28 protein-coding genes and 1 tRNA gene are annotated in these 26,766 nt (G+C 71.5%); 13 read left to right on the top strand and 16 right to left on the bottom strand.

Annotated features, from left to right (window positions below; all coding sequences use genetic code 11):
• Position 1 precedes the first annotated feature (1 nt).
• From proB to rplU, 4 genes are all read right to left on the bottom strand, one after another.
• Positions 2 to 1,156, bottom strand: a complete 1,155-nt coding sequence (gene proB, locus CRP50_RS06580; protein WP_097278182.1) for a glutamate 5-kinase — start codon at positions 1,154 to 1,156, stop codon at positions 2 to 4.
• Positions 1,144 to 2,244: a GTPase ObgE gene (obgE, locus tag CRP50_RS06575; protein ID WP_097278181.1), complete on the bottom strand. Its 1,101-nt coding sequence runs from the start codon at positions 2,242 to 2,244 to the stop codon at positions 1,144 to 1,146. The genes proB and obgE overlap by 13 nt, the downstream gene beginning before the upstream one ends.
• Positions 2,245 to 2,404: 160 nt before the next feature.
• Positions 2,405 to 2,662 (bottom strand): 50S ribosomal protein L27, encoded by a 258-nt coding sequence (gene rpmA, locus CRP50_RS06570; RefSeq protein ID WP_097278180.1) that lies wholly within the window; start codon positions 2,660 to 2,662, stop codon positions 2,405 to 2,407.
• A gap of 33 nt (positions 2,663 to 2,695) precedes the next feature.
• Positions 2,696 to 2,995: a 50S ribosomal protein L21 gene (gene rplU, locus CRP50_RS06565; RefSeq protein ID WP_097278179.1), complete on the bottom strand. Its 300-nt coding sequence runs from the start codon at positions 2,993 to 2,995 to the stop codon at positions 2,696 to 2,698.
• A gap of 294 nt (positions 2,996 to 3,289) precedes the next feature.
• On the opposite strand from rplU, the gene CRP50_RS06560 reads away from it, so the two are divergent.
• Positions 3,290 to 3,379 (top strand) — tRNA-Ser (locus CRP50_RS06560).
• Positions 3,380 to 3,489: 110 nt separating this feature from the next.
• Here the strand turns inward: CRP50_RS06560 and CRP50_RS06555 are convergent.
• Positions 3,490 to 4,359, bottom strand: a complete 870-nt coding sequence (locus CRP50_RS06555; protein ID WP_097278178.1) for a LysR family transcriptional regulator — start codon at positions 4,357 to 4,359, stop codon at positions 3,490 to 3,492.
• A 193-nt stretch (positions 4,360 to 4,552) separates the two neighbouring features.
• Here CRP50_RS06555 and bla point away from each other — a divergent pair, with 193 nt between their 5' ends.
• On the top strand, positions 4,553 to 5,440 hold the full coding sequence (bla, locus tag CRP50_RS06550) for a class A beta-lactamase (RefSeq protein ID WP_097278177.1): 888 nt from the start codon (positions 4,553 to 4,555) through the stop codon (positions 5,438 to 5,440).
• A 45-nt stretch (positions 5,441 to 5,485) separates the two neighbouring features.
• Here bla and CRP50_RS06545 read toward each other — a convergent pair whose 3' ends face one another.
• Positions 5,486 to 6,151, bottom strand: a complete 666-nt coding sequence (locus tag CRP50_RS06545; protein ID WP_097278176.1) for a hypothetical protein — start codon at positions 6,149 to 6,151, stop codon at positions 5,486 to 5,488.
• Between the two features lie 285 nt (positions 6,152 to 6,436).
• Here CRP50_RS06545 and CRP50_RS06540 point away from each other — a divergent pair, with 285 nt between their 5' ends.
• Complete coding sequence (locus tag CRP50_RS06540; protein ID WP_141415072.1) at positions 6,437 to 7,672, top strand: hypothetical protein; 1,236 nt, start codon at positions 6,437 to 6,439, stop codon at positions 7,670 to 7,672.
• Positions 7,673 to 7,685: 13 nt separating this feature from the next.
• On the opposite strand, the gene CRP50_RS06535 is transcribed toward CRP50_RS06540, so the two are convergent.
• The 4 genes from CRP50_RS06535 to CRP50_RS06520 are packed head-to-tail and all read right to left on the bottom strand — an operon-like array spanning position 7,686 to position 9,334.
• The gene (locus CRP50_RS06535) at positions 7,686 to 8,159 is read right to left on the bottom strand and encodes a diheme cytochrome c (RefSeq protein WP_097278367.1); all 474 of its coding nucleotides are present in this window, start codon (positions 8,157 to 8,159) and stop codon (positions 7,686 to 7,688) included.
• A gap of 2 nt (positions 8,160 to 8,161) precedes the next feature.
• Positions 8,162 to 8,590: a DUF1924 domain-containing protein gene (locus tag CRP50_RS06530; RefSeq protein ID WP_097278174.1), complete on the bottom strand. Its 429-nt coding sequence runs from the start codon at positions 8,588 to 8,590 to the stop codon at positions 8,162 to 8,164.
• Positions 8,587 to 9,120: a hypothetical protein gene (locus CRP50_RS06525; RefSeq protein ID WP_097278173.1), complete on the bottom strand. Its 534-nt coding sequence runs from the start codon at positions 9,118 to 9,120 to the stop codon at positions 8,587 to 8,589. The genes CRP50_RS06530 and CRP50_RS06525 overlap by 4 nt, the downstream gene beginning before the upstream one ends.
• A complete protein-coding gene (locus tag CRP50_RS06520) occupies positions 9,113 to 9,334 on the bottom strand; it encodes a hypothetical protein (RefSeq protein ID WP_097278172.1) in 222 nt (73 codons plus the stop codon). Before CRP50_RS06520 ends, CRP50_RS06525 begins: the two co-directional genes overlap by 8 nt.
• A gap of 123 nt (positions 9,335 to 9,457) precedes the next feature.
• Here CRP50_RS06520 and CRP50_RS06515 point away from each other — a divergent pair, with 123 nt between their 5' ends.
• From CRP50_RS06515 to CRP50_RS06495, 5 genes are all read left to right on the top strand, one after another.
• The gene (locus CRP50_RS06515) at positions 9,458 to 9,781 is read left to right on the top strand and encodes a PepSY domain-containing protein (RefSeq protein WP_097278366.1); all 324 of its coding nucleotides are present in this window, start codon (positions 9,458 to 9,460) and stop codon (positions 9,779 to 9,781) included.
• Positions 9,778 to 10,437: a response regulator transcription factor gene (locus tag CRP50_RS06510; protein WP_097278171.1), complete on the top strand. Its 660-nt coding sequence runs from the start codon at positions 9,778 to 9,780 to the stop codon at positions 10,435 to 10,437. Before CRP50_RS06515 ends, CRP50_RS06510 begins: the two co-directional genes overlap by 4 nt.
• Positions 10,434 to 11,807: an ATP-binding protein gene (locus CRP50_RS06505; RefSeq protein WP_097278170.1), complete on the top strand. Its 1,374-nt coding sequence runs from the start codon at positions 10,434 to 10,436 to the stop codon at positions 11,805 to 11,807. The genes CRP50_RS06510 and CRP50_RS06505 overlap by 4 nt, the downstream gene beginning before the upstream one ends.
• A gap of 94 nt (positions 11,808 to 11,901) precedes the next feature.
• The gene (locus CRP50_RS06500) at positions 11,902 to 12,633 is read left to right on the top strand and encodes a response regulator transcription factor (protein ID WP_097278169.1); all 732 of its coding nucleotides are present in this window, start codon (positions 11,902 to 11,904) and stop codon (positions 12,631 to 12,633) included.
• Positions 12,634 to 12,673: 40 nt separating this feature from the next.
• Complete coding sequence (locus tag CRP50_RS06495; protein WP_097278168.1) at positions 12,674 to 14,368, top strand: stimulus-sensing domain-containing protein; 1,695 nt, start codon at positions 12,674 to 12,676, stop codon at positions 14,366 to 14,368.
• Here the strand turns inward: CRP50_RS06495 and CRP50_RS06490 are convergent.
• Positions 14,343 to 15,026 (bottom strand): peroxiredoxin-like family protein, encoded by a 684-nt coding sequence (locus tag CRP50_RS06490; protein WP_097278167.1) that lies wholly within the window; start codon positions 15,024 to 15,026, stop codon positions 14,343 to 14,345. The two genes, CRP50_RS06495 and CRP50_RS06490, sit on opposite strands and share 26 nt — an antisense overlap.
• Positions 15,023 to 15,607: a TetR/AcrR family transcriptional regulator gene (locus tag CRP50_RS06485; RefSeq protein ID WP_097278166.1), complete on the bottom strand. Its 585-nt coding sequence runs from the start codon at positions 15,605 to 15,607 to the stop codon at positions 15,023 to 15,025. Before CRP50_RS06485 ends, CRP50_RS06490 begins: the two co-directional genes overlap by 4 nt.
• A 162-nt stretch (positions 15,608 to 15,769) precedes the next feature.
• On the opposite strand from CRP50_RS06485, the gene CRP50_RS06480 reads away from it, so the two are divergent.
• Together CRP50_RS06480 and CRP50_RS06475 are read left to right on the top strand one after the other, a co-directional pair.
• Positions 15,770 to 16,693 carry an ornithine cyclodeaminase family protein gene (locus tag CRP50_RS06480; RefSeq protein ID WP_097278165.1) on the top strand — a complete coding sequence of 308 codons (924 nt, stop codon included), beginning with the start codon at positions 15,770 to 15,772 and terminating at the stop codon, positions 16,691 to 16,693.
• A gap of 213 nt (positions 16,694 to 16,906) precedes the next feature.
• Positions 16,907 to 17,632: a bactofilin family protein gene (locus CRP50_RS06475; RefSeq protein WP_217991998.1), complete on the top strand. Its 726-nt coding sequence runs from the start codon at positions 16,907 to 16,909 to the stop codon at positions 17,630 to 17,632.
• 96 nt (positions 17,633 to 17,728) lie between these two features.
• Here the strand turns inward: CRP50_RS06475 and CRP50_RS06470 are convergent, their stop codons facing one another.
• The 3 genes from CRP50_RS06470 to CRP50_RS06460 form a co-directional block, all read right to left on the bottom strand.
• Positions 17,729 to 19,576 (bottom strand): hypothetical protein, encoded by a 1,848-nt coding sequence (locus tag CRP50_RS06470; RefSeq protein WP_097278164.1) that lies wholly within the window; start codon positions 19,574 to 19,576, stop codon positions 17,729 to 17,731.
• A 29-nt stretch (positions 19,577 to 19,605) separates the two neighbouring features.
• Positions 19,606 to 20,796, bottom strand: coding sequence for a hypothetical protein (locus tag CRP50_RS06465; RefSeq protein ID WP_097278163.1), 1,191 nt, complete (start codon positions 20,794 to 20,796; stop codon positions 19,606 to 19,608).
• A gap of 197 nt (positions 20,797 to 20,993) precedes the next feature.
• Positions 20,994 to 21,209, bottom strand: coding sequence for a hypothetical protein (locus tag CRP50_RS06460; protein ID WP_097278162.1), 216 nt, complete (start codon positions 21,207 to 21,209; stop codon positions 20,994 to 20,996).
• Positions 21,210 to 21,332: 123 nt separating this feature from the next.
• Between CRP50_RS06460 and CRP50_RS06455 the strand changes: the two genes are divergently transcribed.
• The 3 genes from CRP50_RS06455 to CRP50_RS06445 all read left to right on the top strand — a co-directional run bounded on the left by CRP50_RS06455 (position 21,333) and on the right by CRP50_RS06445 (position 25,436).
• Positions 21,333 to 22,247, top strand: coding sequence for a LysR family transcriptional regulator (locus CRP50_RS06455; protein ID WP_097278161.1), 915 nt, complete (start codon positions 21,333 to 21,335; stop codon positions 22,245 to 22,247).
• 44 nt (positions 22,248 to 22,291) lie between these two features.
• Positions 22,292 to 23,293, top strand: coding sequence for an adenosylcobinamide-phosphate synthase CbiB (gene cbiB, locus CRP50_RS06450; protein ID WP_097278160.1), 1,002 nt, complete (start codon positions 22,292 to 22,294; stop codon positions 23,291 to 23,293).
• A gap of 61 nt (positions 23,294 to 23,354) precedes the next feature.
• Positions 23,355 to 25,436 carry a sulfotransferase gene (locus CRP50_RS06445; protein WP_097278159.1) on the top strand — a complete coding sequence of 694 codons (2,082 nt, stop codon included), beginning with the start codon at positions 23,355 to 23,357 and terminating at the stop codon, positions 25,434 to 25,436.
• 205 nt (positions 25,437 to 25,641) lie between these two features.
• Here the strand turns inward: CRP50_RS06445 and CRP50_RS06440 are convergent, their stop codons facing one another.
• Positions 25,642 to 26,715 carry a porin gene (locus CRP50_RS06440; protein ID WP_097278158.1) on the bottom strand — a complete coding sequence of 358 codons (1,074 nt, stop codon included), beginning with the start codon at positions 26,713 to 26,715 and terminating at the stop codon, positions 25,642 to 25,644.
• Positions 26,716 to 26,766 lie beyond the last annotated feature (51 nt).

Below are 26,766 nucleotides of genomic sequence, written 5' to 3'. Positions count from 1 at the left end.
GTCAGACGTCCAGGACGAGATCGTCCCGGTGGATCATTTCGTCGCGGCCACGGTAGCCGAGCAGGTCTTCGATGTCTGCGGTCTTGTGGCCGGCGATGAGGATGGCGTCGTGGCTGTTGTAGGCGATGAGCCCCTTGGCGATGACGCGGCCGTCGGCGTCCTTGATCTGCACGGCGTCGCCGCGCTCGAAGGTGCCTTCCACCGTCGTCACGCCGGCCGGCAGCAGCGAGCGCCCGGCGGCCAGCGCCTGGGCGGCGCCGTCGTCGACGTGCAGCGTGCCGGCGGGGCGCAGGCGGCCGGCGATCCAGTTCTTGCGGGCGGTGCGCGGCGTTTCCTTGGGGATGAACCAGGTGCAGCGGCCGGTCTGTTCCAGGGTGCGCAGCGGGTGGAGCACCTTGCCGAGGCCGATGGCCATGCGGGTACCGGCGCCCATGCAGATGCGCGCCGCCATGAGCTTGGTGACCATGCCGCCGGAACCGTAGCCCGGCCGCGCCTCGCCGGCCATGGCCTCGATCTCCGGCGTCATCTCGCGCACTTCCGGGATCAGGCGGGCATCGGGGGAGACCTTGGGATCGGCGGTGTAGAGCCCGTCGATGTCAGACAGCAGCACCAGCGCATCGGCGCCGATCATCATGGCGACTCGGGCGGCCAGGCGGTCGTTGTCGCCGAAGCGGATCTCGGTGGTCGCCACCGTGTCGTTCTCGTTGATGACCGGCACGGCGCCATGGCGCAGCAGGGTATCGAGCGTGTTGCGGCCGTTGAGATAGCGCCGCCGGTCCTCGGTGTCGCCGATGGTCAGCAGCACCTGCGCCGCCGTGATGCCGTGGCGGGCCAGCGTCTCCTGGTAGGCGTGCGCGAGTCGCCCCTGCCCGGTGGCGGCGGCGGCCTGCTTTTCCTCCAGCTTCAGCGGCCCCTTGGGCAGGCCGAGGTGACGCCGGCCGACGGCGATGGAGCCCGAGGTGACCACGATCACCTCCTGCCCGCGCGCCTTGCAGGCGGCAATGTCGTCGGCCACGGTGTCGAGCCACGCCCGCTGCACCTCGCCGCGCGCCTCGTCCACCAGCAGGGCCGAGCCGATCTTGACGATGATGCGCTTGGCCTGCGCGAGCGGCGAGCGCTCCGCCGCCGTGTCCGCCGAGTCGATCAGGGCCGCCATTCGCCGTTCTCCTGCTCCTGCGCGTCGCCGTCGGCCTCCTCCACCACCTCGTCGGCATAGCCGCCGTCCTCGGCGTGGCGGGCGGCGCGCGCCTCCATCACATAGCCCAGCATGCGGTGCAGCACCGGATCGAGCCCCTGCCGCGCGACGGAGGAAATCGCCAGGATGTCCTCCTTGCGCTGGCCCGATTCGGCGGCCAGTGCGTCGCGCAGTTCGTCGACGATCTCGGGGATCAGGGCGTCGGTCTTGGTGATCGCGATCAGCTCCGGCTTTTCCGCCAGGCCGCCGCCGTATTCCTCCAGCTCGTGCCGGATGGTGCGGTAGTGCTGCGCCACGTTGTCGTAATCGGTGCCGTCGACCAGATGCAGCAGCACGCCGCAGCGCTCCACATGGCCGAGGAAGCGGGTGCCGAGGCCGGCGCCCTCGCTCGCACCCTCGATCAGGCCGGGGATGTCGGCGATGACGAATTCCGTGTTGTTCACATAGGCGACGCCCAGGTTCGGGTGCAGCGTGGTGAACGGATAGTCGGCCACCTTCGGCCGGGCGCGCGTGACGGCGCCGAGGAAGGTGGACTTGCCGGCGTTGGGCAGGCCGACCAGGCCGGCGTCGGCGATGAGCTTCAGCCGCAGCCAGACCCACATCTCCTCGCCTTCCTGGCCCGGATTCGCGTTGCGCGGCGCCTGGTTGGTGGACGTCTTGAAGCGGGCGTTGCCCCAGCCGCCGTTGCCGCCCTTCAGCAGGGTCACCCGCTGGCCGGGGCGCACCATGTCGGCCAGCACTTCCTCCTGGTCGTCGGCGAGGATCTGCGTGCCGACCGGCACCTTGACGATCAGGTCGTGGCCACCGCGGCCGTGCATGTCGCGGCCGGCGCCGTCGTGGCCGCGCTCGGCCTTGAAGTGCTGCTGGTAGCGGAAGTCGATGAGGGTGTTCAGGTTGGCGGCCGCCTCGAACACGATGTCGCCGCCGCGCCCGCCGTCGCCGCCGTCGGGGCCGCCGTATTCGATGAATTTCTCGCGCCGGAACGCGACGCACCCGTTCCCGCCGTTGCCGGAGCGGACGTAGATCTTGGCCTGGTCGAGGAACTTCATCGAACGCGCACTTTCATTGGAAACGTCGGCGGGGCGCGATGCCTGGAAGCGGCGCGGCCCCGCGCCTGCAATGTGGGGCGATCCGGACAAACGAAAAGAGGGGAACGGTGCGATCCGTTCCCCTCTTATCCGACCGGTCGGTCGAGGCCCGAGCCGGAGCTTAGGCCGTCGGGTCCACCGACACGAACACGCGGCCCTTGTAGCCGGTGTGGAACTTCACGGCGCCATCGCGCACGGCGAAGATGGTGAAGTCGCGGCCGAGGCCGACGCCTTCGCCCGGATGCCACTTCGTGCCGCACTGGCGGACGATGATGTTGCCGGCGATGACCTTCTCGCCGCCGAACTTCTTCACGCCGAGGCGCTTACCGGCGGAGTCGCGACCGTTGCGGGACGAACCGCCTGCCTTCTTATGAGCCATTCGTGCTCTCCTTGAACTCTAGCGGACCCGGGATCAGCCGGTGATGCCGGTGATCTTGACCAGGGTCTTGTACTGGCGGTGGCCGTTCTTGCGGCGGTAGTTCTGGCGACGCTTCTTCTTGAAGACGATCACCTTGTCGTCGCGGAACTGCTTCAGGACCTCGCCCGTCACGGACGCGCCGTCCACGATCGGGGCGCCGACCTTGTCGCCGACCATCAGCACGTTGTCGAACGTGACGGCCTCGCCGGCCTCGGACGACAGCTTCTCGATGGCGATGACGTCGTCCTGCGCGACCTTGTACTGCTTCCCGCCGGTCTTGATGACTGCGAACATGGTGGTGCAACCTTGACTGCGAAACGTGGGCGGAGCTGGGCCCCGCGGATGGAGCGGGGAAATATACAGACGACGCCCCGCCTGTCAATGCCCGATCCGGACATTGCGAGAGGGGGCGCAGGTGTTCTTTCCCCTGCGGACGGGTCCACCCGACGGAGCATCCGGCCCTGGAATGCGGGCCGGCGGCGGGCGGCGAAAAAATCTGCAACAGCGTTGTTGCACTGCCCGGGACCTTACGCTATGTATCGGCCTCCCGCAAGCGACCGACGCCAAAAACTGCGGCCTTTTCAGTGCGGAGAGGTGCCGGAGCGGTCGAACGGGGCGGTCTCGAAAACCGTTGTACCCGCGAGGGTACCGTGGGTTCGAATCCCACCCTCTCCGCCATCTTCCCTTCCCATCAGGCCCGCTTTCCCAACCTTTCCGCTGACGCGATCCGGTGTCGGCGGTTGGGTTCTGGCTGGCCGTCGCACGTCCATGTGCCGCCGCACCGCGGCCTATGATGCCGCCTGCGTCCCGATCCACTGCCGGAAGGCCTTCATGGCGGCCGTCTCGGTGCGCGATTTCAGGCGGGTCAGCCAGTAGCGGCCGGTGGTGACGGTGATGTCGAAGGGCCGCACGATGCGCCCGGCTGCCAACTGCTCGGTGAACATCGCCGCCGGCACCAGCGCCACGCCGGTGCCGCGGGCGGCCGCCTCGGCGAGGCTGAGGGACGAATCGAACATCCAGCCGCGCAGGGTCGGCACCTCCAGCCCGGCGGCGCTGAACCACGCCGGCCATTCGTCGCGGCGGTAGGACCGCAGCAGGTGCTCGCCGGCCAGATCGGCCGGCCGCCGCAGGCGGGCCGCCACCGCCGGGGCGCACACCGGGCCCAGCGGCGCTTCCATCAGCGGCACGGCGTCCATGCCCGTCCACGCACCGTCGCCGAACCGGATGAACACGTCGAGCCCGTCGATCAGCATGTCGGCGGTGTTGTCGTTGGTCTTCAGGCGCAGGTCTATATGCGGGTGGGCCTGCGCGAAGTCCGGCAGCCGCGGCAGCAGCCAGCCCATGGCGAAGGTCGCCACCACGCCCACCGTCAGCACTTCCTGGAAGTCGCCCTGCTCGAACCGGCTGAGGGTGACGCTCATGCGGCGGAAGGCGTCGGTCAGCACCGGCAGCAGCACGTGCGCCTCGTCGGTGAGCGCGAGGCCGCGCGGCAGCCGGTCGAACAGCTTCACCCCGAGCACCGCCTCCAGCGCCTTGACCTGGTGACTGACCGCCGTCTGCGTCACCCGCAACTCCATGCCCGCGCGGGTGAAGCTGCCGAGGCGCGCCGACGCTTCGAAGGCGCGCAAGGCATTGAGCGGCAACTGGGACACGTCCATGAAGGTCTCTCCGGCAGGGCGCCCGAGAGTATCGCGCGGCCATCCCGTGGGACACCTGAGAACATCTCATGGCTCTGCGGACAAAGCATCGTTTGTCCGCCGCGGCGGGCTCGCCTATCGCTTGACCGGAGAGCGCCGGCCCGCCGCCGGCGTCGCCCTGCCCCCCTCCCCGTTCGAGAGGATCACTCCCACCATGCCCAGCCTGACACGTCGCAGCGCGCTGATCGGCGCCCTGCTGGCGGCGCCCGCGCTCGCCTCCGTTCCCCTCCGCGCCGAGACCGCCACCGCCGTTTCCGACCCGGGCGCCCGTCTGGCCGACCTGGAGCGGCGCCACGGCGGCCGCCTCGGCGTCACCATCCTGGACGTCGCCACGGGCGCCCGCACGGGCTGGCGGCAGGACGAGCGCTTCCTCGCCTGCAGCACCTTCAAGGCACTGCTCGCCGCCCACGTCCTGCGCCGGGTGGACGCCGGCCAGGAGACCCTGGACCGCCGCATCCCGGTCGGGAAGGCCGACCTCGTCCCCTGGTCGCCGGTGGCGGAAACCTTCGTTGGCACGCCCGGCATGACGGTCGCCCAGTTGTGCGACGCCGCCGTCACCATGAGCGACAACGCCGCCGCCAACCTGCTGCACGCCGCCTCCGGCGGGCCGGCCGCCCTCACCGCCTTCGTGCGCGGCCTCGGTGATGCGGTGTCGCGCTTCGATCGCACCGAGCCGGCGCTGAACGAGCACGACCATGCGGGCGACGAGCGCGACACGGTCGCGCCGGCGTCCATGGCCGCCACCCTGCATGCACTGCTGTTCGAGGAGGCTCTGTCGCGGCGGTCGCGGGACCTGCTGCGGGGCTGGCTCGTCACCAACCGCACCGGCGACGCCCGCCTGCGCGCCGGCTTCCCCGCCACCTGGCTGGTCGGCGACAAGACCGGCACCAACGGCAGCGGCACCGCCGCCGACGTGGCCGCTGTCTGGCCGAACACCCGGCCGCCGCTGGTGGTCACCGCCTACTACGAAGTCCGCGGCGCCTCGGCCGACGCCCGCAACGCCGTGCTCGCCGAAGTCGGCCGCATCGCCGCGACGATGTGAGGGCGAAGGAATGGGCCGCCGCGGGTGCGGCGGCCCGTCTTGGGGTCAGGCGACCTGGGCGGTCGCCGGGCCTGCGGTCTGCACCGCCGCCTTCTTCCGGCGGATGCGGCCGGCGGCGTAGAGGCCGGCCAGCGCCGGGACGAACAGCAGGCCGGCGGCCGGCAGCGGCACCGGCGCCACGCCCGGCACGCTGCCGGTCCAGATGGCGATGTTGCTGGTGTCGGTGCCGAGCGTATGGGTCACCGCCAGCAGCATGTCGCGGCTGGCGTACTGGGCGACGTTGAAGATCTCGAACGCATTGCCCTGCTTCAGCGAGATGAACAGCGTGTCCTGCGGCAGCCCGCTGAAGGTGAAGGTGTTGGTGTCGCCACCCTTGAACTCGCTGCCGAGCTTGGTGATGGCGCCGTCCGGCTTGCCGGGATAGTAGCCGCCGGTCAGGTCGACCTCGGAATAGTTGGTCAGCTCGGCGGCCAGCGCCGCCGTCACCGTGTCGGCCTTGGCGTTGCCGCCGGCGGTGCACGACGTGAACGACCCGAAGGACGACCCACCCCCACAGGCGCTGCCGGTGCCGGTGACGGTGGTGGCCCCCTCCGTCGCACCGGGCGTGATGGAGATGGAGGCAGCCTCGGCCGTGGCCGTGACGCCACCCACCGCGAAGGCGGTGACTGCGGCCAGGCGCGCGGCGCCCTTTATTCGGTTGAAGAGAAGCATAGGGATCTCCGTATCACCTTGAAGTCATTTTTGCAGAAACGTGACCGGAAGCTCGGTTTCGTTTTGAAGAAATACGCAATATCTCTTCCGGAACACGGCTGCACCATGACATGACGCACGAGAACAACGCACCGTGCTTTTGTTTATCATAAGGGTTATCCGGCACCTCTACCCTTCGAGACATTCAGGAGAGACGCCTCATGCCTTCCGTTGCTTCCGTCGGCGTCTTTCCCCGGGGGCGAGATGGGCCGCGACGACCCGCAACCGCCGTGGCATAACGACACCATGGTCCGCTTCGCCCTGCCCCTCCTGCTCGCCCTGCTGACGGTGGCCGTCGCGCCACCCGCCTTCGCCCGCGCCGACGGCGGAACGGCGGCCTGCGATGCCCTGGCCGCGCGGGTGGCGGCGGCTGCCGGTGATGCCCCGGTCTTCCTGGCGAGTTGGGAGGACGTGGACGATCCGGCCCTGGCCGGCGCCGCCTTCACCTACGACAACGCCCTGGCCGCCATCGCCCTGACCGCCTGCGGCCGCCCCGCCGAGGCCCGCCGCATCGCCGCCGCGCTGGCCCTGGCCGCCACCGCCGACCGGGCGGGGCCGGAGGGGCGGCTGCGCAACGCCTATCGGGCCGGACCGCAGGCAGCGCCGCCGCCACCCCACGGCTGGTGGGACGCGGCGGCCGGACGGTGGCTGGAGGACGACTATCAGGTCGGCACCGCGACGGGGAACGTCGCCTGGGCCGGGCTCGCGCTGCTGACCGTCGCCGAGGCGACGCCGGATGCACCGCAGGCGCCCGCCCTCGCCGACGCGGCGGAGCGGTTGGCGCAGTGGATCGTCAGCGCCACTGCCGACGACCGCGGCGCCGGCGGGTTCCGCGGCGGGGTCCACGGCGGCGAGGCGGCGCCGCGGGCGCTGACGTGGAAATCGACGGAACACGCGGCCGACGCCGCCGCCCTCTTCACCTGGCTCGACCGCCGCGACGGGGCCGGCGACCGCTGGGCCGGCCCGGCGGCGGCGGCGCGCCGCTTCCTCGACGCCCAGTGGAGGGCCGCCGCGGGCCGCTTCGCCACCGGCACCCTGCCCGACGGCGTGACGCGCAACGACGGCGTCTCTGGCCTCGACGCCCAGTTGTGGCCGTTGCTGCTGGCCGACGCCCCGGCCGACTGGCGGCGGGCACTGGATCACGTGGCGGCGGACTTCGCGAGCGACGGCGGCGTTTCCTTCGCCGCCGGACGGCCGGGCTTCTGGACGGAGGGCACGGCACAGGCCGCCCTGGTCTTCGCCCTGGCCGGGCGCACCGACGCTGCGACCGGTTTCCTGGCCGAGGCGCTGGCGCAGGAGAGCCCCGGCGGCCTGCTGTGGGCGACCAAGGACGAGCGCCTCGCGACCGGCCTCGCCATCGGGCCGGACAGCACCACCGACGACTTCTTCTACTATCGCCTGCCCCACCTGGGCGCCACCGCCTGGGCGGTGCTGGCGGCGGAAGGCTGGAACCCCTTCACCGGCCGCCGCATCCGGGACTGAGTCATGCCCCGCGTCAGTCGTCTTCGTAGAGGCCGCGGTCGGCCTGACGGTGGCAGGCGAGGCAGTTGGACTTGGTCACCACGTCGGGCCGCTGCCAGACGGCGGGCCGGAAGTCGTGCTCGCGCAGGAAGGCGGGGTTCTCGGTGATGCGCAGCGGCACGCCGTCGGGCGCGACCCGGCGCATGTAGCCGCGCGCCGCCCCCTCGGGCCGCACGTCGCCGGCGTTGGCGGTCAGGTAGGCGCGGATGGCGGCGACTTTCTCGGCCGGCAGCGAGGCGTCGTCGCCGAAGTGGTCCGACAGGCCGTCCATCAGGCGGTCCCACGACCGTGCCGGCAGGAAGGCGGGCTGGAAGGCCATGTGGCAATCGCCGCACTCGGCGCGGGTGAGGGCGTCGGTCACCGGCGGCACCCACTCGTCCGAGTCGGCGAGCGCCGGGCCGGCGGCGAGAACGACGGCGGCGACGAGGAAAGCTGGGATCACGCGCATGGTCACTGCCCCGCCAGGAAGGTGATGTAGTCGCCCTTTTCCTGCGCCGTGCAGGCCCGGCCGAGCACGGCCTCGCAGTCGCGGCGGAACTGCTTCTCCACCTCGTCGGGGTCGGTGAAGCGGGATGGCGTCACCGACACGGCCACCGGCTCGATGGGCCGGCCGGTCTTGGCGTTGCGGCCCGGCTGGCGCGGGTCGGCCGTATGGCAGGCGGCGCACGACGGCGTACGCGGCTCGCCGCCCGCCCATTCGGTGCGGTAGAAGGTCTCGCCGCGGGCGGCGGAGAACCCGGCGAAGGCGGCGTCGGCGGCCTTCGCCGCGGCGGCGTAGCCGTCGAGCAGGGCGGCGCGCTCGGCCGCTCCGGCGGCCTGCGCCGGAGCGGCGGCGACCCCCTGCAGCAGCACGGCGGCGGTCAGGGTGCGGAGTCTCATCGGGCGGTTTCCTCGGCGATGGAGGGGCGGACGGCGGCGGCGATCCGGCGCCACAGGGCGGCGACGACACGGCGGCCGCCGAACAGGAACAGGATGAAGGCGATGTGGCCGAGCACGACCCACAGCGAGACGGTGGACGCCCCTTCGTGCAGATCCTCCAGCCAGACGATCCAGTGCGCCGCCATGCCGGAGGCGGCGGCCACCCCGACCGTCACCAGCAGGGCGACGGCGAACCAGGCGAACAGCGGGTTGCGGCCGCGGCCGGTGGCGAGCCATGCCCGCGCCGCAGCGAGGGACGGGCGCGGCAGGCGCCACGGCGCCTTGGTCGCGACCAGGCCGGCGACCAGCCGCAGGACCACCGCACCCAGCACGGCGTACCCCGCGACCTGATGGGGGATGTAGAGCGCGTCGCTGTCGCCGGTCAGCCAGGCGACCAGGAAGCCGCCGGCGATCACGGCGTGCCACGCCCGCATGGCCGGCATGGCGAGACGGCGGCGCGGCGGCGCGGCCGCGGGCGAAGCGTCAGTCATCGTCGCGGTCCTCCCCGTGCTCGTCGTCGTGGCCGCCACGTCCGGCGGGGTACGGCAGGTAGCCGGTGTCGGTGGCGGTAGCAGTTGCAGCGGTAGCGGCGGTGGCAACGGCCGCGGACAGGTCGGGCGAGCCGGTCGCCGCGGCCCAGGCGAAGCCGGCGCCGGCGATCACCGCGGCGGCGGCCAGGCCCTGCAGGACCATCTTGACGATCATGGCGATCTCTCCTGTGGATGCCTCGTGATGCCCCCCGGTCTAGCAAGGTCTTCCTGAACCCAGCCTGAAGGGCCGCCGACGATCGTTCAGGCGCGGTTCAGCCAACGGCGTTATGCTGTGGACATGAAGACGACACCGCTGCTCGCCCTCGCCTGCGTCCTCGCCCTCGCCGGCCCCGTCCATGCCGACGACGACGAGGCGCGCCGCGACCACGACCACGACCGCGCCCGCCGCGCCCTGCAGGCCGGCGACGTCCTACCGCTCGCCGACCTGCTGGCACGCACCGGCGTCGAGGACGACGGCCGCCTTCTGGAGGTGGAACTGGAGAACGAGCACGGCCGCCTGATCTACGAGCTGAAGATCCTGACGCCCGAGGGACGGGTGATCGAACAGGTCTTCGACGCCGGCACGGGCGCGCTTCTCGAAACGAAGGGCAAGCACCGATGAGGGTCCTGGTGGTGGAGGACGAGCCGCGCCTCACCCTGCAGCTGGAACGCGCCCTGCAGGCCGCCGGCTATGCCGTCGACACGGCCTACGACGGCGAACGCGCCGAAATCCTGGGTGAGACGGAGGACTACGACGCCGTCGTCCTCGACCTCGGGCTGCCGCGCGTCGACGGCGCCACCGTGCTGCGGCGCTGGCGGGCGGCGGGGCGGGCCATGCCGGTCCTCGTGCTCACCGCCCGCGATTCGTGGAGCGACAAGGTGGCCGGGCTCGACGCCGGCGCCGACGACTACGTCACCAAGCCGTTCAACGTCGAGGAACTGCTCGCCCGCCTGCGCGCCCTCATCCGCCGGGCGGCGGGACAGGCCGATCCGCGGGTGCAGGTGGGCGACGTCGTGCTCGACCCGCGCGCCAGCGCCGTCACCAAGGCCGGCGAGCCGGTGGCGCTGACCGCCCACGAGTACCGGGTGCTCGCCTACCTCATGCTGCACCGGGGCGAGGTGGTGAGCCGGTCGCGCCTGACGGAACACGTCTACGCCCAGGATTTCGACCGCGACAGCAACACGCTGGAAGTCTTCGTCGGACGCCTGCGCCGCAAGCTCGGCGCCGACCTCATCGAGACGGTACGCGGCCTCGGCTACCGGGTGCCGCCGGCATGACGCGGGCGACGCCGCGGGCCGCCTCGCTCGGGCGGCGCATGCTGCTCGGGGCCGTGCTGTGGATCGGCGTGGCGCTGGCCGCCGGCGGCTGGGTGCTGGTGGACCTGTTCCGCGGCCATGTGGAGGCCCAGGCGCGCGAGGCGCTGGTGCTGGACATGGATCAGGTCATCGCCGGCCTCGCCGTCGGCCCCGACGGTGCCCTGACGGTGGAGCGGCCGCCCTCCGACCCGCGTTTCGGGCGCCCGCTGTCGGGCTTCTACTGGCAGGTGGGCGTGCCGCCGGAGGTGCGGTCGCGCTCGCTGTGGGATGCCGCCCTCGCCCTGCCGCCCGACCTGCCGCAGGACGGCGAGGTCCACCTCCACCGCCTGACGGGGCCGCGCGGCGCCGCCCTGCTGACCGCCGAACGACGCATCACGTTGCCCGAGCGCGAGGCGCCGGTGGTGGTGGCGGTGGCCCACGATGCCGCGGCGGTGGAGGCGGCGGTCGGGCGCTTCACCCGCGACCTCTCCGTCGCCTTCGTGGTGCTCGGCGGTGCCCTGGTGCTGGCGGCGGCGGCGCAGGGCGCGGCGGTGCTGCACCCCTTGCGGCGGTTGCGGCGGCAGGTGCTGGACGTGCGCCGCGGCCGGGCCGACCGCCTCGCCGGCAGCTTCCCGGCCGAGGTGACGCCGCTGGTGGACGACCTCAACGCCCTGCTCGACCACGAGCGCGAGACCGTCGCCCGCGCCCGCCGGCAGGCCGGCGACCTCGCCCACGGCCTGAAGACGCCGCTCGCCGTCATCGCCGCCGAAGCGCAGGACCTGGGCGGCGCCGGTCACGGCGAGGCGGCGGCGGTGCTGGCCGAGCAGGTGGAGGCCATGCGCCGCCAGGTGGAGGCCAACCTCGCCCGCGCCCGCGCCGCCGCCGCCCGCGACCTGCCCGGCATCCGGGCGCCGGTGGCGGCGACGCTGGAGCCGCTGGCGCGTGCCGTCGGCCGCCTCAACGACCGCCCGGTGACCGTCGCCGTGCCGCCCGACCTGGCCTTCCGCGGCGACGCCCAGGACCTGCAGGAAATGGCCGGCAACCTCATCGACAACGCCGCCAAGTGGGCAGCGACGCAGGTCACCGTCACCGCCGCCGCCCTGGGGCCGGAACGGCTGGAGATCGTGGTCGACGACGACGGCCCCGGCCTGCCCGCCGACCAGCGCGCCGCCGTGTTCGACCGCGGCCGGCGGCTCGACGAAAGCGTGCCCGGCACCGGCCTCGGCCTCGCCATCGCCCGCGACCTCGCACGGCTCTACGGCGGCGAGGTCGCGCTGGACGACGCCCCCGGCGGCGGCTGCCGCGCCGTCCTGCGCCTGCCGCGCAGCGCGTCACCCGCCGGCCGGGCCTGACGCGGAAAGCATCGCCGCCGGGCTTCATTTTCGCCATAATGCGCCGCCACGATCCGCCGGATCATGACGGCCCACGAGTTTCGGGAGACGACGGGTGAGCAAGACCATCGCCCTGGTGGACGACGATCGCAACATTCTGACCTCGGTCTCGATCCTGCTCGAGTCCGAGGGCTTCAAGGTCACCACCTACACCGACGGCGCCGAGGCGCTGGACGGCCTGAGCGCCAGGCCGGCCGACCTCGCCGTGCTCGACATCAAGATGCCGCGCATGGACGGCATGGAACTGCTGCAGCGCCTGCGCAAGCAGACCGACATGCCGATCATCTTCCTCACCTCCAAGGACGACGAGGTGGACGAGCTGCTCGGCCTGCGCATGGGCGCCGACGACTACATCAAGAAGCCGTTCAGCCAGCGCCTGCTCATCGAGCGCATCCGCTCCATCCTGCGCCGTGCCGAGGCCCGCGCCGACGCGGCCGCCGCCGCCGCCGGGGCGGCGCCGGGGGCGCCGGCGGAAATCTCGCCCGATGCCCTGCGGCGCGGCGACATGATCGTCGACCCGGCCCGCCACATGGTCACCTGGAAGGGCGAGGCCGTCGACCTGACGGTCACCGAGTTCCTCATCCTGCAGGCGCTCGCCCAGCGCCCCGGCCATGTGAAGAGCCGCGACCAGCTCATCGACATCGCCTACGGCGAGAGCATCTACGTCGACGACCGCACCATCGACAGCCACATCAAGCGCCTGCGCAAGAAGTTCCGCGCCGTCGATCCCGAGTTCGCCCAGATCGAGACCCTCTACGGTGTCGGATATCGCTATAAGGACGCCTGAAGCCCGCGCCGACCGTCGCCGCGCCCGCGCCGAACGCCGGATGCGCCGCCGCCGCCGCAAGTGGCTGAGCCCGCTGACCCGCCGCATCCTGGCGGTCAACCTGGTCGCGCCGGCCCTGCTGGCGGTCGGCATGCTCTACCTCGACCAGTACGAGGAAGCGCTGGTGTCGGGCGAGCTGCAGGCCCTGCGCACGCAGGCCGAACTCATCGCCGCCGCCGTCGGCGAAGGGGCGGTGGAAGCGCAAGGCTACGCGGGCAGCGCCGTGCCGCTCATCCCCATGACCACCCATTCCATCAACGCCGACACGGCGCGCCAGATGGTGCGGCGCCTGGCGGACCTGGGCGGCATGCGGGTGCGGCTGTTCGACGGCAACGGCCTGCTGGTCGGCGACAGCCGCCTGCTGGTCGGCCACGGCGGCGCCGTGCAAGTGTCCGACCTGCCGCCGGTGGAAGACAAGAGCCTCATGGGCCAGCTGCGCCGCGCCTACGACTGGCTGCGCGGCTCCATCGCCTTCCGCCGCGACGTGCAGCCCTACATCGAGCGCCCCGAACAGACCGCCGGCGACTACGACGAGGTGGTGGTCGCGCTGGAAGTGGGCGAGTCCGGCTCCAGCGTGCGCCGCCGCCGCGACGGCACCATGGTGCTGTCGGCGGCCGTGCCGGTGCAGCATTACAAGCAGGTGGTGGGCGCCGTCATGGTGTCCAAGGGTGCCGACGAGGTCGACCGCAGCGTCTTCGAGGTGCGCCTCGCGGTCCTGAAACTCGCCGCCGTGACGCTGGGCGCCACGGTGCTGCTGTCGCTCTACCTCGCCGCCGCCATCGCCCGCCCGCTCACCCGCCTGGCGGTGGCGGCGGAGCGGGTGCGGTCGGGCCACGGCCGCGCCCAGACCATCCCCGACCTGTCGTCCCGCCGCGACGAGATCGGCGACCTGTCGGCCTCCTTGCGCGAAATGACCGAGACGCTGTGGCACCGCATGGACGCCATCGAGGCCTTCGCCGCCGACGTGGCGCACGAGATCAAGAACCCGCTCACCTCGCTGCGCAGCGCCGTCGAGACCACGGCGCGCATCAAGGACCCGGAGCAGCAGCGCCGCCTCATGGCCGTCATCCTCGACGACGTGCAGCGCATGAACCGCCTGATCTCCGACATCTCCGACGCCTCGCGCCTGGATGCCGAACTGTCGCGCGCCGAGGTGGAGCCGGTCGCCCTGCGGGTGCTGCTGGAGACGCTGGTCACCATCCACGACGCCAGCGATGCCGAGGGCGCGCCGCGCTTCGTGCTGCAGGCACCGGAGGACGACGAACTGGTGGTGCCGGGGCTGGAAGGGCGCCTCGCCCAGGTGTTCCGCAACCTCATGGGCAACGCCGCCAGCTTCAGCCCGCCGGGCGGCACGGTGACGGTCAAGGCGGTGCGCGACGAGACCGTGGTGCGGGTGACGGTGGAGGACGAAGGGCCGGGCATCCCGCCGGGCAAGGAGCGCGACATCTTCAATCGCTTCTACACCCAGCGGCCGGCGGGCGAGAAGTTCGGCACCCATTCCGGCCTCGGCCTGTCCATTTCCAAGCAGATCGTCGATGCCCATCGCGGCGCCATCCGGGCGGAGAACCGCAAGGGGCCGGAGGGCCGGGTGGTCGGCGCCCGCTTCGTCGTGACCCTGCCGGCCGACCCTGCCGAAGCCGAGCGCCGATCGGTGCGCGACGGCGGGCGGCTCAGCCGGACCAGCACGACGACCTGACGGCGGCCACCACGTCGGCCGGCTCCGCCCGCCGGCTGTAGTCGCCGTGCACGAAGCGCCACGCCACCCGCCCGTCGGCGGCCAGCACGAAGGTCGCCGGCAGCGGCAGGCGCCACGGGTCCGCCGGATCGTTCACCGCCGGCAGGTCGCGGCCGAGTTCCAGGTACAGCCGCCGCATGGTGTCGTCCAGCTCGACCGCGAGCCCCCAGGCCTGCGCCGCCGCCGCGCCCGGATCGGACAGCAGCGGGAAGGGCAGCGCCAGGTCCGCCGCCGTGGCGGCATTGGCGGCGGGCGTCTGCGGCGACACGGCGACCAGGGTGGCGCCGGCGGCAGTCACCAGGGGCAGTGCGTCCCGCAGAGCCTCCAGCGCCTCGCGGCAATACAGGCACCAGCCGCCGCGGAACCACGTCACCACCAGCGGCCCGGCGGGCGCCGGCGTCGGCGCCCCCGCCGGCAACGGCGGCGGTCGGGTGCCGACGGCGGGGGCATCGCGGCCGAGGCCACTGCGCAGGGTCTGCTGGATGTGGAACTCGAAGATCGCCAGAACCTCCGGCCCGAGGCGCGTCGGCGCCATGCGGCGCAGCGCGGCCAGTCGCGGCTCCAGCGCCGGAATGGCCTCGGCCGGCGGCGGTACGGTCCTTTCCGCGGCGCCGGTCATCGCAGCACCGACAGGGCGACGCGCACCACGTCGTCGAGGGCGCGCGGGTCGGCATCGGCCTTGGACAGCAGGCGCAGCCCCTGCGCCGTGGCGGTGAAGAAGCGGGCGAGCGCGCGGGCGTCGGCGTCGGGCGCCACTTCGCCGGTCTCGCGCCCTTCCTCCAGGGCGGCGGCGAGCGCGTCCTCGATGCGGCGGAAGGCGGCGGCGACGCGGGCCGCCATGTGCGGGTCGTGCGGCGCCACTTCGGCCGCCGTGTTGCCGATGAAGCAGCCGCGCCGGTCGCCGTCGCCGAACCGCGCCACCAGGATGCGGCGCAGGAAGGCTTCCACCCGCAGCGGCACCGGGCGCCGGGCATCGGCCAGCACCGCCAGGGCCTGCGCCATGTGGACCTGCTCGTAGCGGTCGACGGCGGCGCGGAACAGCGCCTGCTTGTCGCCGAAGGTGTTGTAGAGGCTCGACTTGGACAGCCCCATGGCGGCCGTCAGCTCGGCCAGCGACGCCGCCTCGTAGCCCTTGCTCCAGAACAGGCGCAGGGCCGCGTCGAGCGCCGTGTCGCAGTCGAAGTCCCGGGTGCGGGGCATGCAGGGGCGGTCCAGCGGGGTCCAGGGGAGGCAGCGGAGATTCTTCCCGATGATTATGGACCGTCTGGTCCCGGTTGCAAGGACGCAGACGGGTCGACAGCGCGCCATCCCTTCGGCCATGCTGGATGCTTCAATCCTGAACAACACGGAGAAACCGCCCCCATGCGCCTGCTGACCGCCGACGACGTCGCCCGTGCGCTCGAGCCCCGTGCCCTGGTGGAGGCCCTGCGCGAGGGCTTCGCCGCCGGCGCGACGGTGCCGCTGCGCCACCACCACCCGCTGCCCGACGCGGCGGCGGCGCGCGGTATGCTGCTGCTCATGCCGGCGTGGCGGGAAGGCGCCTACATGGGCGTGAAGATCGTCAGCGTCTTCGCCGACAACCCCAAGCGCGACCTGTCGTCGGTCATGGGCATCTACTATCTGTGCGAGGCCGACACCGGCCTGCCGCTCGCCGTGCTCGACGGCACCGAACTGACCCGCCGGCGCACCGCCGCCGCCTCGGCACTCGGCGCCGACTATCTGGCGCGCAAGGACGCCCGCACCCTGCTGGTGGTGGGCACCGGCGCGCTGGCGCCGCACTTCATCGCCGCCCACCGCGCCGTGCGCCCCTACGCCCGCACCCTGGTCTACGGCCGCGACGCCGCCAAGGCACAGGCCCTGGCCGACGGGCTGGAGGGCGTCGAAATGGCGACCGACCTGCGGGCGGCGGTGGAGGCGGCCGACGTGATCTCCTGCGTCACCACGTCGAAGACCCCGGTGGTGCCGGGCGCCTGGCTGAAGCCGGGCCAGCACCTGGACATGGCCGGCGGGTTCACGCCGCAGATGCGCGAGACCGACGACGACGGGGTGACGCGCGCCTCCGTCTTCATCGACACCGACGGCGCCCTGAAGGAAGCCGGCGACCTCACCCAGCCCATCGCGGCCGGCGTCATCGGCCCCGACGCCGTGCGCGGCGACCTGTTCCGCCTGACCCGCGGCGAGGTGCCCGGCCGCACCTCCGACAGCGAGATCACCCTGTTCAAGAGCGTCGGCACGGCGCTGGAGGACCTGGTGGCGGCGGCGCTCGCCTACGAAGCGACGCGCTGACGCCGCCTTCCGACATGCAGAGCGCATGACGCCGTCGCGCGCCGCCCCGAGGGGTCCGCGCGACGGCTGTTGCCGCGCCGCAGCAACTCGAAGGATTCTGCCGAGTCGCAGCGAACTTTCGAGCAGTAGTTTGCCCCGTCCTTGTCACAGAATCGGGCGGCGTTCGCGGCTACTCTAGGGGCGCTCTGGAAAACACGGAAGGAGGTCCACCGCATGCGGTCCTTGATTGCACGCAGGGAACACAACGAACCGGCCCAGCCGACCGACGACGGACGCACGTCCGGCACGTCCTACGGCCGTCCCGGGGCTCCGGCCAACCCCGGCGCCGCGGCACCGCCGCCGGCGGCCGGCGGCCCCACGGTCGGCGGCAAGCCGATGGAAGGGGCGGCGCGTCCGTCCTGGCTCGGCAACGAGTCGGGCGCCGGCGCGGCGGCGGCGGCGGGAAGTGCGGCGGCTCCGGCCGCGAGCGGCGCGGAAGAACGCCGCAGCACCGAAAGCACCCTCATCGTCGGCCCGAACATCAAGCTGAAAGGCGAGATCGCCGCCTGCGACACGCTGGTGGTGGAAGGCACCATCGAAGCGGCGATGGACAGCCACCACATCGCCATCGCCAAGGGCGGCGTGTTCAGCGGCAAGGTGACCGTCGACACGGCCGAAGTGGCCGGCGCCTTCGACGGCGACCTGACGGTGCGCGACCGCCTGCTGGTGCGCGCCACCGGCTCCATCAGCGGCACGGTGCGCTACGGCGCCCTGGAAGTGGAACACGGCGGTCGCCTGTCGGGCAGCCTGGAACTGCTGTCGGAAGCGGAAAAGCGCAGCGCCTCCAGCAGCGCCGGCGGCGCGTCCTCCTCCTACCGCCCGTCGGGCCCTGGGTCGGAGCCCAAGGCCAAGCCCGACGACGGCACCACCACCCCGCCCCAGGCCGCCCAACCGGCCTGACGCCCCTCTCGACCGCCCGGAAGGCGTCGGGAGAGAGACCGAGAGAAGAGAGACTACCGAAGGGCGGACCGTGAAAACACGGCCGCCCTTTATTGTTTAGTAGTCACTATAGTTCTTGGGCTTTCGGGGCCGGAGACTCATGGTGAACTCCGGCACGTCCGTCACCTGCTCCTCGTATTCGGTGTCCTTCTTGCCGAGGCCTCCCACCTGTTCGACATGCTCGATAATGAACGGGACGACACCGCCTTCGCCGGCAGCTTCTTCAAGCACTGCCGAGATGTTCGGGTAGGCGGACTTGAGGAAGAACATGAACTCCTCCCCGACCCGGAACAGGTAGTCCTCGCCACCGAACATGGCCGCCCCCCGGCTCGCACTCCGGCTGTCAAACATCCCGAGGGCGATTTCGAACAGTTCCCGAGGGTCGGAGAACTGCCTTTGTCCGCTCTCGATCTCATCGAGAAGGGCGACCGTGGTCCCTTCGCCCGATCCTTCCGCGAGACCGCCGTAGACGACGGCCGTGGGCCTGTCGTCCATCAATTGGAGGTAGGCCTCGGCGCATTCCAGAAGGAACTCGACATCGGGCGCTTCGCCGGCGTTGCTGACCTCGAGAGCCGCGATGCAGGCGTCGATCACTTCCAGGTTCTTCTCCGTCGCCTTCAAGCGCTCCTGATACGGCGCGGCCAGCGACGATCCGTCGATCTCCCCATCGGGCTGCGGAATGAAGGCGAAGCGCTCCAGCGAGAAATCGGCCTTCAAGGCCTTCAACGACGCCTTCAGATCACCGTTGGTGGTTTCGGCTCCCCGCGGCAACAGCAGCTTCGTCGCGGCATTCTTCATCAGCTGCATGGCGGTGGTGTGATCGCCCATGCTTCCCCCGTCCTTGATCGAATCGGGGCGCGCGTCGAAGTCGATGCGACCATCGTGAATGGAGGCGGCGAAGGCCGCAGGCTTGGGCCTTTGCTTCAGTTCATTCCGCCCGGCGAGTCGGTTGGCGATGGCCTCGACCTGCTGGGCCGCATAGGTCGCCTGCTCCTGCGTCAGCCCTTGCGTCACGCCATTCAGCACGGTCTGACGTACATCGTTGTTCTTGAGCAGCTCCGGAAAAGCCTGGGCGACCGTCATCAGGAACGTCACGCGCTGGTTCGGAACGGCCTCCGGCGGCAGGTTCCCTTCCGACGTGTCATCGTAGAGTTTGCAGAGGGTCTCTGCGATCGCGGTGACGTCCTGCTGCGTGAACGTCCCGTTCCCCATGGCATGGGTTTCCGCCTCGCGCAGCGGCTTCAGATGCGCGCCCTCGCCTTTGCCCACGATGTTGGCGCGGCCCGACGTATCCGTCAGTCCGTTGATACCCGTGTTAAGGGACGCGCCGGGAATGGCATCGCGCAGCTCCAGGTAATAGACGGCGATGTCGGAAACCGCGAGGCCCGCCGTGGTCTGCGGGTTCGAATAGGCGGCGATGTCGTTCAACACGTGGTCGGGCACGGGTTGAGCAGGATCCACTATCGCCGGCAGTCGGCCGAGGCATTCGAACAGGTACGCCAGGTCCTGTCGTGCGGTCTGCTCCGTCCGGCCGACGATCACCGAAGCCACGGCTTCGCGGTTGGCGCAGAACGCAGTGGTATGCTGGCCCTGACTGCCGCCGTGCTTGGGTGCCGGACGCCCGGCGATCCTGACGTTGGTGTACCGTCCCCCCGGCCCCGTTTCCGGGCGGACGCCGACCGTCGACTTGTTGGCCGCGGCATAGCCGTGCCACGCGCAGCCGACCTGCGCCATTTGCTCGCGGACGACGATCTCGCGCTCGATTCGCTGCTGTTCCTCCAGGCTGAGGATCGGCTCGTCGACGATGTCCATGGTGTCGGGCACCGTTCGTTGCATCCCGAGGCCGTTGAAGACCTGGTTCGTCCAGTCATTGACCTGCGGCGGCAGGGTGTAATTCGGTTCCATCGCGCGTCTCCCGGCCCATCAGCCTTGCATCATCCCCGACCCACCAGCCCGGCGCGCAGGGCGTCGAGGCCGCGGGTCAGGGTCTGGCGCAGGGTCACCCGCACGCCGAAGGGGTTGTCGTCGTAGTCGTCGAGCACGCTGCCCGAGCCCAGAAGCTCCTCGTAGCGCGCAATGGCGGCCTCCACCTTGGCGGCGGCCTGCGGCGTCGGGCTCTGCTTGAAGTCGAACAGCGCCGCCATGAGCGCCGTGTTGCGCCCGTCGGTGAAGGCGTTGAAACCAACCTCGGCGATGCGGTCGAGGTCCGGGTGGCGGAAGCTGCGCAGCGCCGCCTTCAACAGCTCGATCTGGCGGTCGAGGTCTTCGCGCGCGGCGGTCCACACCGGCAGCAGATCGGCCCCGCCCGACGCCTGCTCCAGCACCCGCGTCAGGGCGCGCAGACCGGCCAGGGCACCGGCGAGGTCGCCGGCACGGGCGAGAGCGTCGGCAGCCTTCAACTCGGCGGACATGCGCTTGAGGGCGTCGGGGGACAGGCGGTCGCGGGTGCGCTCGGCCAGCGCCACCAGGGCGGCGCGGGCCGCCGCGACCGCATTGGCGGAGGGGCCGTCCGACGCTTCGCCACCGCCGCCGTCGGCAAGCGCGGTATCCAACTCGCCCTGCACCTGCCGCAGCAGTGCGAGGCCGTCGGCGATGCGTCCGGCGGTGCGGGCGGCATCGGCGGCCTTCAGCACGGCCGACAGGCGGGCGGCGGCCTGATCGGACAGCTCCGCCCGATGGTCGCGGCCGAGCGCCACGATCTCGTCCCGCAGGCCATCATAAGCGGCGGCATCGCCGCGATCCTGGTCAGCCGCCGACTCGTCGGGGCCGCCGCCGGACGCCTGCTCCCCCGACTCCGCCTCCGCCTCCGCCTCCGCGTCCTCGTCCTCGTCCTCGTCGTCGCGGTCCTCCTCGGCGACCTCGCCGTCGGGGCCGAGCACACGGATGGTGAGGTTGAGCTTGGCCTGGCGCAGCAGCATGCGGACGCGGCGGGCGATGCCGGTGATCGGCGCCACCTCGCAGGTCAGGGTGACGACCTTCTCTTCGGTGGCGAAGGTACCGAACAGGATCTTGGGCGAGGTGCCGGCTTCCTTGGCGGCCCGGCCCAGCATCTTCGGCGACTTGATCTTGTGCAGCAGCAGCACGTCCTCCGGCGCCTTCTTGCCGAGGCAGAAGCCGAAGTTCACCGGCTGGCGGCGCGACAGGGCGACGAGCTTGCGCAGCTCCTTGACGTCGTCTTCGCTCAGAATGGCACGTCTCCCGGCGGCTGGCCGCTCCCGGAGACCGGAAGAGGCAGGGGTAAACCGCCGGGATTATCTCCTTCGAGCGTGCCGAAGATCAAGTCTCGGTTGCGTCAGTGACAAATGCACACCCTGCTGATGCGTCAGCAGTCGTTGCACACGGCGATGCGGACGCCACGCGGCGGCACCGCCACCGTCTGCCGGCGCCGGAACGGCTGTGCGATCAGCGCGCGCAGGCGCTGCACCAGGTCGAAGGCGGCCTGCGACCGCTCCAGGCGGGCTGCCTGCAAGCCGGATTGCACGGCGCGCGCGCGGACCTGAACGGCGGGATACTCGGAAAACAGGGACGGCTGGGACATGGCATCCTCCTCGGCGTCGGGTTGGGAGGTGGGGGTCATGTCTCCGACCATAGGCTCTCGACCTGGCATTGATAATCCATGCTGTTGTAACATCACTTATTCCATAACGTTGAAGGTGCCCCCATGGATCTCGAAGATCTGGCGCTATTCGTGAAGGCGGTCGCGGCCGGCAACCTGTCGGCGGCGGGGCGGGAGCTGGGGTTGTCGCCGGCGGTGGCGTCCAAACGCATCGCCGCGCTGGAGAACCGCGTCGGCGCCCGCCTGCTGCACCGGACCACGCGGGCGGTGACGGCGACCGAGGAAGGCACCGCCTTCCACGCCCACGCCCAGCGCATCGTGGCGGAGATGGAGGAGGCGCTCGCCGCCGTGCGCCCCGACGGCACGCCGCACGGCCACCTGCGGGTGACGGTGCCGGCCAGCTTCGGGCGCATGCACGTCTCGCCGCTGGTGCCCGGGTTCATGCTGGAAAACCCCGGCGTGACCATGGACCTGCACATGTCCGACAGCCTGGTGGACATCGTGGAGGACGGCTTCGACCTCGCCATCCGCATCAGCGCGCCCAAGGACTCGACCCTGGTCGCCCGCCGCCTCGCCCCCAACCGCCGCATCGTGGTGGCGGCGCCGAGCTATCTCGCCCGCCGCGGCACGCCCAAGGTGCCCGAGGACCTGGCGCACCACGAGTGCCTGGTGAACAACGACCTCTTCGTGTGGGACTTCCAGGGGCCGCTGGGGCGGCGCAACGTGCGCGTTTCCGGCCCACTGAAGACCAACCACGGCGAGGTGCTGCGCGACGCCTGCGTCGGCGGCCTCGGCATCGCCCGCAAGTCGAGCTGGGACCTGGGCGAGCATCTGGCGCGGGGCGAGCTGGTGCCGCTGCTGCCGGAATGGTCCATCGCCTCCGACGTGGCGGTGTGGGCGGTCTACCCCACCGCCCGCTTCGTGCCGCCCAAGGTGCGCGCCTTCGTCGCCTTCCTGGCCGAGCGCTGGGGCCGCGAGCCCTATTGGGACAAGGCGCTGCCGGAACCGTTCAAGAGCTAGGGAGGGCTTGCGCGCGGCGGCGCGCCGCCGCATTCTCCGCCGTCATGCCGACCCTGCCGCTCGCCTTCCATCCGGGAGGGGCCTTCGACCCCTTCCTGCTGCTGCTGACCGCCCTGGTGCTCGACGCCTACCTGGGCGAGATGCCGTTCCTGTTCCGCTTCGTGCCGCACCCGGTGGTGGTCATCGGCCGCATCATCGGCTGGTTCGAGCGGCGCCTCAACAAGCCCGGGCGCGGCGACCGCGCCCGCCGGGTGCGCGGCGCGCTGCTGCTGGTGGTGATGGTGGCCGGTGCGGTGGCGGTCGGCGGCGTGGTGCAGGCCATTGCCGCGTGGCTGCCCTACGGCTGGGTGCTGGAGCTGTTCCTGCTGGTGACGCTGGTCGCCCAGCGCAGCCTCTACGACCACGTCGCCGCGGTGGCCAAGGGGCTGGAGAGCGGCGGGCTCGCCGGCGGGCGGGCGGCGGTCGCCATGATCGTCGGGCGCGACCCCAAGGCGCTGGACGGTGCCGGCGTGTCGCGCGCCGCCATCGAATCCTGCGCCGAGAACTTCTCCGACGGCATCGTCGCGCCGGTGTTCTGGTACGTGCTGCTCGGCCTGCCGGGCATGCTGGCCTACAAGGTGGTCAATACCCTCGACAGCATGATCGGCCACAAGACCGACCGCTACCGCGCCTTCGGCTGGGCCTCCGCCCGCTTCGACGACCTGCTGAACCTGATCCCGGCGCGCCTGTCCGGCCTGCTGGTGGCCGCCGCCGCCCCCATCGCCGGCGGCAGCCCGACGGCGGCGCTGGCGACCATGCTGCGCGACGCCCGCAAGCACCGCAGCCCCAACGCCGGCTGGCCGGAGGCCGCCATGGCCGGCGCCCTCGGCCTCGCCATCGCCGGGCCGCGCACCTACCCCGGCTACACGGTCGACGACCCGTGGATCGGATCGGGCCGCCGCGACGCCGGCGCCGCCGACATCCGCCGCGCCCTGCGCGTGCTGGCGGCGGCCTGCGTGGTGCAGGCGGTGCTGGTGGTGGCGGCGTGGCTGACCATCGGGCGCTGAAGGGCTTGGCGCGGTTCCGCTTCACCGGCTAGAGTGCCGCCGTTCAGGAGGACAGGTCCGCATGAGCCAGCATTCAGCCCCCGCCGCCACCCTTTCGCAGGCGCTGCGCCAGGCGCAGACGCACCACGCGGCCGGGCGCCTGCAAGCGGCGGAGCAGATCTACCGCCAGATCCTCAAGACCAACCCGCGCCAGGCGCAGGCGCTGGCCGGGCTCGGCGTCATCGCGGCGCAGACCGGCAACCTGCCGCCGGCCCGCGACCTGCTGCGCAAGGCCGTCGCCGCCGCGCCGGGCGACGCCGATTCGCTGGTGAACCTGGGCAAGGTGGAAATCGGCCTCGGCGACGTGCCGGCGGCGGAAGCGGCGCTGGCGGAGGCGGTGCGCCTCGCCCGCCGCGACGCCGTGGCGTGGAACCTGCTCGGCTGGTGCCGGCAGCGCCTCGGCCGGCTCGACGACGCGCTCGCCGCCTTCCGCACCGCCGTGCGCCTGAAGCCCGAGTTCGGCGAGGCGCTCAACAACCTGGGCACCGCCCTCATGCTGCGCGGCGACACGGCCGAGGCGGTGAAGATCCTGCGCAAGTGCACGGTCATCGCCCCGACGGCGGCACAGCCCTACATGAACCTCGGCATCCTGCTCGGCAGCGAAGGCCGCACCGACGAGGCGCTGAGCTTCGCCCGCAAGGCGGTGGAACTGGCCCCCAAGGCGGCCGACGCCCGCTTCAACCTCGCCAAGCTGCTGCACCAGCTGGACCGGCTGGAGGAGGCGGAAGCCGAATACCGCGCCGCCCTCGCGCTGCAGCCGGGCAATGCGCTGTTCCTCAACAACCTCGCCCTCATGCTCGACGGCCTGCTGAAGACCGACGAGGCGCTGGAGATGGCCGAGCGGGCCGCCGCCGCGGCGCAGGGCGTCGGCGAGATCCACGAGAACCTGGTGCGCGCCTACATCGGCCGCGGTCGCTTCGCCGAGGCGCGCGAGCGGTTGGACGGCTTCCTGGCGCGCATGCCGGATCATGCGGGCATGCGTCTGCTGTCGGCCGACATTTCCGTGCGCGAGGGCCGCTTCGACGAGGCGCGCGAGGGCTACCTGAAGCTGCTGGCGGAACAGCCCGACAGCACGCGGGCACTGCGCGGCTATGCCCGCTCCGGCAAGATCCGGCTGGACGACCCGCTGTTCGACCGCATGCGCACCGTCGCCGAATCCGCCACCGGCACCGAGGACGACCGCGTCGACCTGTTCTTCGCCCTCGGCAAGGCGCACGACGACGTCGGCGAACCCGACCTCGCCTTCCCCTACTACGCCCGCGCCAACGCCCTGAAGAACGCCACCTGCCGGTACGACCCGCCGGCCTGGGAAGACCACGTGGCGGCGGTGATCGAGACCTTCACCCCCGCCTTCTTCGCCGAACGCGCCGGCTGGGGCAGCGACTCGGACCGGCCGGTGATGATCCTCGGCATGCCGCGGTCGGGCACCACGCTGGTCGAGCAGATCCTGTCGAGCCACCCCGACGTGGCCGCCGGCGACGAACTGCCTGACTTCAACCTGATCGAGCGCATGTTCAAGCGCCGCTACGGCTACCCCGAGCGCCTGCCCGAGGTGCCGGCCACGGAGCTGGCGCAGTACATCGACGTCTACCTCGAGCACCTGAAGCGCGTCGATGCCACGGCGGCACGGGTGACCGACAAGCTGCCCGGCAACTCGACCCGACTCGGCCTCATCGCCCTGCTGTTCCCCAAGGCGCGCGTGCTGCACTGCCGCCGCAACCCGGTGGACACCTGCCTGTCGATCTTCTTCCAGAACTTCGGCGGCCAGCACGACTATGGCTACGACCTGGGCTACATCGGCCACTTCTACCGCCACTACGAGCGGTTGATGGAGCATTGGAAGACGGTGGTGCCGACGCCCATCCTCGACGTGGTCTACGAAGACGTGGTGGCCGACGCCGAAGCGCAGAGCCGCCGCATGATCGACCACGTCGGCCTGCCCTGGCACGAGGCCATGGCGCGTCACACCGAAAACAAGCGCACCGTCTCCACGGCCAGCGTCTGGCAGGTGCGCCAGCCCATCTACAAGGGCTCGGTGGAGCGCTGGCGCAAGTACGAGGCCCACATCGGCCCACTGCTGGACGCCCTCGGCATCACACCCTGACGGCGGCGCCCGCGCCGCCCTTTTCCGTCGCCCCGTTCCCGTGCCCCTGCCCGTTCCCGGCTTGCGCCGGGCGCGGCCCGTGCGCTCGGCCGCCGGCAGGCCCCGAACGCACGAACGGCGGCCCCGCGGCCGCCGCAAAAGGAAAAGGGGAGCGGCCAAGGCCGCTCCCCCATCCCGTACCGTAACCGGCGAACCGGCGACTCTCTTAGAAGGAGAGCTGCAGGCCGACGATACCACCGGTGCCGTCCGCGTCCAGGTCGTTGCCGGCAGCGAAGTCCAGCTCGCCCGTGGCGTGGAACAGGGCGGCAGCCAGGGTGACGCCCGGGCCCATGGCGTAGGTGCCATGCAGCGACCACTGACGGTATTCGGCGTCGTTGTCGGTGTTGGCGGCCAGATCGACGTCCGACTGCAGGTACACCAGCGACACGCCGTACGGGCCGGTCTTGTAGCCGATACCGGCGTTCCAGACGTTGCTGTCGAGGTCGTTGACGCCACCGCGGTCCTGGAAGGTCAGGTAGCTACCACCGACCTGGAAGCCGGCGTAGCCGACGACGAGGCCGGCGCGCCAGGCGTGCGGATCCTCGAGGTTACCGGCGTCCGGAGCGGACTGGTGCAGGTAGGCGACGTCGGCGCCGATGGCCACGCCCGAGAACTCGCCGTTGTAGGCCAGCGCGACTTCGAACTGGTTGTGCAGGCTGGTCTCGGTGTTCGCCTGGAGGGCGCTGTCCGGGGCCGGGAAGAAGCTGGCACCGACGGTGAAGCCGGCGAGCGACGGGGAGATGTAGTGCACCGAGGCGCTGTCGCTGGTCTGGACGGTGGTGTCGGCCAGACGGCTGTAGGACGCGCCGAGGACGTTGCCCGGGTTGAAGAAGGCGGCGACGTCGTCGTCGGCCAGGCCGTACTGCGGGGCTTCGTGCGCCATCTGGGTCAGCACGCCGTCCTTCTGGCCGGCCATGATCTTACCGAAGGCGCCTTCGATGTAGGCGTACTGCTCGTCAGCGTTCGGGTTGCCAGTGTTGGTCTGGGCCTCGAGCTGGATCATCGCGCCGACGGTCAGGCCGTTGTCGAGCGTGGTGGCGCCCGAGAAGTAGACTTCGGCGTCGGTGTTGATGCCGGTCACGGTCGGATCGAACGCGGCGGTGTCGTCCTGGGACACGACGCCGAAGTACTGCTCCATCTTACCACCGAGGCCGAGCTTGATCTTCTCAGCGGCGGAGGCCGGGGCAGCCAGGAGACCAGCCGCGATCAGCGCGGAGGTGCCAAGCAGAACCTTCTTCATGGGTGACTTCCTTCTCTCTCGCAAGTTCAGGCAAAGCCGAAAGCTTTGAAT

It is taken from the genome of Caenispirillum bisanense, assembly GCF_900230255.1.
GTDB lineage: Bacteria > Pseudomonadota > Alphaproteobacteria > Rhodospirillales > Rhodospirillaceae > Caenispirillum > Caenispirillum bisanense_A.
This window is presented reverse-complemented; position numbering and strand designations above follow the sequence as displayed.